This window comes from Microcoleus sp. PH2017_34_RAT_O_A, assembly GCF_020737885.1.
Classification (GTDB): domain Bacteria; phylum Cyanobacteriota; class Cyanobacteriia; order Cyanobacteriales; family Microcoleaceae; genus Microcoleus.
This window is the reverse complement of the sequence record NZ_JAEQDD010000169.1, coordinates 1-6562: the sequence shown is the minus strand read 5'-3', so window position 1 is coordinate 6562 and position 6562 is coordinate 1. Positions and strand designations below refer to the sequence as shown.

The following is a 6562-nucleotide window of genomic DNA, read 5'->3' as shown; positions in this document are numbered from 1 at the left end:
TGAAGTAGGAATCGACAAGTTTGCTTTAGCTGGCGGCTTGAGTTTTGCTCAGTTGCAAATTAACTCGACGGCGAACGGAAGTGTCCTGCAAATAGCCTCTACTGGGCAGGTTGTAGCTAATATTTTCGGAGCCAGTAATGCTATTACTGCTCTGGATTTTGTGACTTTTTCCCAGTAAACAGCAGCGCGCATTTAATGCGCCCAATTTGACCTAATATTGAGAAACCCGGTTTGCGAACAAACCGGGTTTCTCAATATTTAATTCGAGATTTGAGATTGGATATCAAATCCGGTAGCATCGGAATTATTACCCAAAGCCAGGACACGGCACTGCCGTGTCCCTACAATTAATCACGGTAGGGACACGGCACTGCCGTGTCCTCTATATGATTCCGGTGCAACCGGAATTGATATCATATCAATTCCGGTTGTATCGGAATAATTTAACCGCAGAGAACGCAGAGGGCGCGGAGGCAGAGAATAGAGAGATGAATGATTCCGATGCTGACGGAATTGATATGAGATTTAAGATTTCACAATCCTCCATCTAATTTAATTTCACATCGATTACCAAGGACTACCAATCATTGTAAAAGCAGACCAAAAATAGGGATGAGTGAGATTTTGTGCAGCGAAGCTATCTTCCCCTAATGAGTTCCCGTTCCCCGTAGGGGTTCCCGAAGGGTAGGGTAGGGAATCGCCATTACCTGCCATTTCTCGGATGGCTTGCTGGCTATTTTGCCCTCCCCGTTTGGCTGCAACAAAAGGGCCCCACAAGACTCCATTTTCGATCCGAACTTGACCTTGGATCATAGCAATTTGCGCTGCTCTGAGAGCTTCAGCTTTGATCGGAGCTGTTTTTAATTGATGGTAAAACTCGCTCATCAATGCTAACGTACCTTCATCAGAAACATACCACAAACTCGCTAAAGCCGACTTAACTCCTGCTTGAAATGCCAAGCCAGCAAAACCCATTTCCGTTGTCTCATCTCCGAGTGCTGTGCGGCAAGCTGATAGTACCAATAACTCCACAGGTGGATTGTTCCACCCCAAATTTCTGAGTTGATCTAATTGCAGTTTTCCATCCCACAGTTGAATAAAAGAGTTGCTCGCTGCTCCCGGTTTAAACTCGCCGTGAGTTGCTAAATGAATTATTTGATAAGGATTTCTACTGCGTTGGAATTTCAGGTTGTTCAGGGTAAATTGTTCGTTCAAGAAAGATTTCCCCTGCCACAAATCTACAATAGTAGATAGTTCTATTGGCACTGCTGGTAGGGGATCTAACCGATCGAATTGAGCGGCTCCCATTGCTAAAACAGAGGCATTTTGTAGCGATACATAGCGGGTATCGGTAAGTGAAATAGCTGGTATTAGACTGAGAGAATATTTTTCGACCAGGAATTGTTTGCCGTCATAAAGAGCAGATAAGGGGAGACTCCGCAAACCGGTATCCAGTGAAAATAACAGCGTATTGATATTTTGTTCCTGCAAGTCTGTTTCTAAAGGTGCAATCAGCAAACTATAAAGTTTTTGAGCGGATGCTTTGTAGCTGGTGGTGTTCAGATTCCCAGGATTCAAGATTTCTGCGCGGAATTCCGTTGCTAGTTTGATGATGCTCTCCCGATTGGCTTCCGGTACGGTTTTTCTAATCGCCGAACCTTCGGGAGAGAACAGTAATAATTCTACTCGATCGCTAAATAAGTTAATATAAATAATTGCCGATCTCTTGCCTGTTTGCGAGGCAACTTTGAGCAAAGTTTCGCGGATATTTTCAGCGCCGAGATTGGGATTGGTAAAGCCATTCCCAAAATAATCAGCATATTTCTCAGCTCGGTTTCCATCTAAAGATAGCATGGAATTGATGTTAGCAATTGCCTGCATATTTGCCGAAGGATTCGCTACACCACTGGGAATATTCGGGACGCCGGGGGGCAGATTCTGCCCGAGGCGGGCCCGCATTTGAGTTATATTGGGCGCAGCGGACATCGGGGGATTCCCGGGAAGATTGCGAGCATCAATTACCTGAATGTTGGGAGCCAGTGTTGGAGCTTTGTTAGGATTAATCTGTTGGTTGATAATAAAATTTGGCTGGCTACTGGTAAAAATGGAAGTGCGATCGATATTCCCATTTATCGGCAGGTTATTAATAATCTGGCGCGCAGACAACAGCTCCATATTATTCATCATTGGCACGGAAAAACCTCTAGGAATAAGCTGTTGATTTATAGGAAAATTTGGCTGGATATTGGGTGCCAGAGCATTTTGCAGATTGTTACCCTGTTTCACAATTTGAGCGGCTAAATAGGGAGGAACCTGAATATTATTAGGAAGATAATTTAAATTACCCGTATTCGGTTGTGGGGACATCACAACATTAGTATTATTAGGAGTGACATTGAGATTTGCGGTATTAAGCTGTGGAGGCATATCGTCCTTATTGTCATTAACAGGCGGATTGGGATTGCTCGTATTAGTAGTTTGTGGAGCGCTGGCGCCATTATTAGTATTAGCAGCCGGATTGGGATTGTTGGTATTACTAGGTTGTGGAGATGTTTGAGCTGTCCCGCTGTTATTTTGTCTTAAATTATTAGGAGGGAGAGTTTGCGAGGCAGATCTGGTTAATTGAACGCTACCGTCACTATTAACAGCAACATCTGAAGCATTATTAACTTTTTCACCCTTACCTGTCAGCAATTCGGGAAGAGTTGCAGATGAGTTTTCGCTGGATGTATTGGGATTTTCCCCTTGAGAATTCAATGCTTGGCTGCTGACTTCTATACTGAGCAAATATCCTGGTTGGCTGATACGGACAACACTTGGGCTTGTTACTGAAAGGATGTTAATTGTACCTCCCAGTGCTGTAACTTGACCTGTATTTGTAACCCTGCCACCGAGTAAAGTTATATTTTCCCCTGGTTTTACCGCCAAGTTGCCGCGATTCACAATGCTGGCAGGTGTCACATCCGAAAATACAAAACTGCTGGGATTTCCTGTTAAATTCAGATAGTTGTTAGAACCGATCGCGTTCAAAAAATTATTGCCAAAACCCATGCTATTAGCAGTGGTAGCAGTAAAGGATGCGGGTACATTTAACTGAGAATTACTGCCAAAAATAATACCCGCTGGATTGATTAAAAACAAATTGGAATTGCCACCGCTAACTTGGATCGAGCCATTAATTATAGACGGTTCTCCGCCAACAACTCGCCCTAAAATATTTTGGATGTTAGGATTGGAAATAAAATTCGCTGTTTGATTTTTGTTCAAGCCAAACCGTTGGAAACTCTGGAAAAGATTAACCCCATCTCCCGATAGTTGACCACCGCTAATATCGATTCGATTTCCTTGAGGGACGATGGTAGTACCGGTGCCGTCATTCGCGGGGATAACCGATTGCCCGAAAGCAGCCGTTTCCCCGAGGAATAAGCAAAATGATAAAATTAAAAACAGCTTTTTTGCTTGACTTTTTGCTTGATTGTTGGCGATTTGGTACAGTAAAATCATTATCCAGAACCTTCCACTACTAAACAAACATTTCCGGGCATCCAGTCGCTGACTAATTTAGAGATTGTCTCGGCTAGATCGAAGTCTTGTTGTGTCAGCGCCTCTGCATCGTGAGTTGTGAGACTTATCGTGACGCGGTTGTAAGCAATAGCAATATCGGGATGGTGGCCAGCTTTTTCTGAGGGGGAAATCAGACAATTTACAAAACTGACAGCTTCGACAAAATTTTTAAATTCGTGCGTATATTTAATAGTTTTACCTTCTCTAGTCCAATTAGGCAAATTTTGCAAGCGCTGAGAAACTTCCTTTTCGCTTAAGGGTTTGAGTTTGCTATTTTCATAATTTTGTGCTACGAATTTAGAGGATATTGAGCGATAAGCGGGTGCAACCTGTTCGGCTGTTGGCGGGATTCTATCAGACGAAGCAAGAAGCAAGAAAGACGAAGCAAGAAGGAAGAGGCAAGAAGGAAGAGGCAAGAGGAAAGAAGGAATCAGGAAGTTTAGCAATGATTTTGTAATCGATGTCAGTGATTGAAGGAAGATGCAAGAAGCCAAAAAGACGAAGGAAGAGGGAATCAGGAAGTTCGGCAACGGATTTTGTAATCGATGTCAGTGATTGAAGGAAGATGCAAGAGGGAATAAGTAGGCTGCGTCGCTACAAGAATTCTGGCTATTTACAATTATGGCATAGCGGCGCACCTTACTAGGATACTCTCTCGGAAATGACGATCGCAACTAATGACTGCTGACTAATGACTAACAGACATCTTCAATAACTCTCAATATCTTTCCCCGCTTGGTTTCTGGCGGTTGGTGCTTTAAGGGATCGATCGCCAGAAACCAACGCTTCAATACTACAAACCGTTTTTTAAGTAACCGGACACAATTAATTGCACAATCAAAGGCCAGAAATTACTAATTTACAAGCTTGGCGAGCGATCGTAGTGTAATTAATTTTATCATTAATAAATAAAGGTACGTAGTTGGGCTTGAGCCTCCTTTATCTATACGTCTAAAGAGGGCTGAAGCCCAACTACGTACCTATCTCTCTCTCCCCATAATAAAACTACCATGCTTCGATCGGGGGATGCGAGGGGATCTCTTGGAATTTCTTATTCAAAGCGTATTGCAAAAAAAATCTTAGTGAGAAAGGCAAGTCCGCATCCAAGAAAGGACTAAAGTCCTCACTACAAACCCAACTAATGTTTGTTTAAAAAATCTAATCCTAAAAAAATAGCTGCGATGCTTCCAGCTACACAAATTTCTCGATTGGTTATTTTCAACAAAACTTCTGAAATGGGTACTAAAACTACTTCAATATCTTCTGTAATATCCAATTTAATTTGGCTGGCAAGCTTGACATTTTTACCAAGGTATAAGTAAATAGAATTAGTGTCTTTTACGGGATTGTCGTATAAAACTGCTAGTTCCAAAATTTCTTCAGCAACATATCCGGTTTCTTCAGCCAGTTCTCGGGCGGCAGCAGCTTTGCCACTTTCTTCGGCAGGATTGAAACTCCCAGCCGGGAGTTCGAGTAAAATTTCGCCGACGCCATGCCTGTATTGACGCACACATACAAGTTCTTGCTGTTCTGTTACCGCAAATATTAGGGCGATATTGGGTCGGACATTAATAAAAAAGTCGTCGATAATTTGTCCGCTTGGCAATTCTATTTCATCTTGTCTGACTTGACACCACTTGTGGTTAAGCACGAAGCGCGATCGCAGTAATTTCCATTTAGTTAAATTTTTCATATTATTGAATTCTTCATAAAACGCGCACGACTAATCTTTCTTCGGCTGCTTGTGGTGTAACACTGTTCTGATCGGAGATTATTACACGGAAATTCAATGAAAAATAGACACTCTTGTTTGCTTCGTTCCTCTCTTCGGACAATCTTGGTTGAAGGGTAAGGAAAAGAAAAGAAGGATGAATGCGTATCTGTTGGCATTCGGGATTAGGCAGAAAGTGTTAACTTCCAATTTTTCAATTACCCATTAATGCTAAACTTTCAGCGTTAAGCTACCCTTGCGGTTAGTTGTACTGCCGATCGCACCTATCCCGATCGCAAATCGCCCGCAACACCTCTACCAAAAAAAATTATCCTCAAAGCTAGTTAAAATCTCAACTTTTACACAGCCATGCAATACAAAAAATTACCACCGAAATTTTGGACAGACTTACACAAACTAACACCTAAGTGTCTGGTACCCTCATTTTTAGGCTCTGTGTCGATCGCCCTGAGCATAGCAGCAACCACCACAGTTGCAACACTCCAAATCGCACAGCAACCAGCCAATGCTTCTACAGTCACGAGTTGGCGGTTCGATCCAGCCACAAATCAGCTAGAAATTACTCTCCCAGAGGGCAAAACTCCCACCTATTCCCTACTCAACCCGTCTCAAATTGCTGTGGATTTGCCCAATACTCCGATCGCCGTTGATGCAACTCAACTATACCCGCAAGGCAATGTGCGTTCCGTGGCGATAATTCAACTGCCATCAGGAAACGCGAGAATTTTGGTAAATTTGGCTCCCGGAGTGGCTTTCAACGGTGAACAAATTAAATTTCAAAGAGTCGGGGTAGAAAATCGCTGGGTGTTGCGTCCCTCGATCGAGCCTGCTTCCTATCAAGCAACTCTCGAAACCCAAACACCGCCTGCAATCCCAGTACCACCTAATCCGCAGTCAGCCGATTCTAACTCAACTCCTGCCAAAGCGTCTGTCCAACCTGCCTCGGCTGAGGTTATAACTTACGAGCAAAACTCTTCGGGGATGTCAACTCCAAACGACCAAATCCGACCGATAAATGTGCCTTTGGTCAGGGTTCCGGTTAACAGACGGCAGGGGGTAAGTTCTGCCCCTGTACGCCGTCCTGCTGCTTCCTGGGAGCGGATTATCGATTTTGGTCAACCGCTTCGCTAATACTCGCTTGGAGTCGATCGGTACGCCTCTAATCATCGATTTAGCGGACAAGAGTGGAAAACCCATACATATAACCATCATTGCGGTGAACAGTTTTGCAGTATTTGTGACGCACAGGGCTAATTTTTCCCCAAG

The 6562-nt window shown here is 43.4% G+C and carries 4 protein-coding genes; 1 reads left to right on the top strand and 3 read right to left on the bottom strand.

Annotated elements, in window-relative coordinates; genetic code table 11:
- Positions 1-567: 567 nt before the first annotated feature.
- The 3 genes from JGK11_RS31995 to JGK11_RS31985 form a co-directional block, all read right to left on the bottom strand.
- Positions 568-3504 (bottom strand): CHAT domain-containing protein, encoded by a 2937-nt coding sequence (locus JGK11_RS31995; protein ID WP_293214387.1) that lies wholly within the window; start codon positions 3502-3504, stop codon positions 568-570.
- Positions 3504-3872 carry a 4a-hydroxytetrahydrobiopterin dehydratase gene (locus JGK11_RS31990; RefSeq protein ID WP_293182960.1) on the bottom strand — a complete coding sequence of 123 codons (369 nt, stop codon included), beginning with the start codon at positions 3870-3872 and terminating at the stop codon, positions 3504-3506. The genes JGK11_RS31995 and JGK11_RS31990 overlap by 1 nt, the downstream gene beginning before the upstream one ends.
- Before the next feature lie 830 nt (positions 3873-4702).
- On the bottom strand, positions 4703-5257 hold the full coding sequence (locus JGK11_RS31985) for an NUDIX hydrolase (RefSeq protein ID WP_293182942.1): 555 nt from the start codon (positions 5255-5257) through the stop codon (positions 4703-4705).
- Between the two features lie 387 nt (positions 5258-5644).
- On the opposite strand from JGK11_RS31985, the gene JGK11_RS31980 reads away from it, so the two are divergent.
- Positions 5645-6427: an AMIN domain-containing protein gene (locus JGK11_RS31980; protein WP_293182940.1), complete on the top strand. Its 783-nt coding sequence runs from the start codon at positions 5645-5647 to the stop codon at positions 6425-6427.
- Positions 6428-6562: the final 135 nt, after the last annotated feature.

Excerpts from the sequence above, each read along its gene's own strand:
- JGK11_RS31995 (WP_293214387.1), bottom strand. The coding sequence starts at position 3,504 with ATGATTTTACTGTACCAAATCGCCAACAATCAAGCAAAAAGTCAAGCA.
- JGK11_RS31985 (WP_293182942.1), bottom strand. The coding sequence starts at position 5,257 with ATGAAAAATTTAACTAAATGGAAATTACTGCGATCGCGCTTCGTGCTT.
- JGK11_RS31980 (WP_293182940.1), top strand. The coding sequence starts at position 5,645 with ATGCAATACAAAAAATTACCACCGAAATTTTGGACAGACTTACACAAA.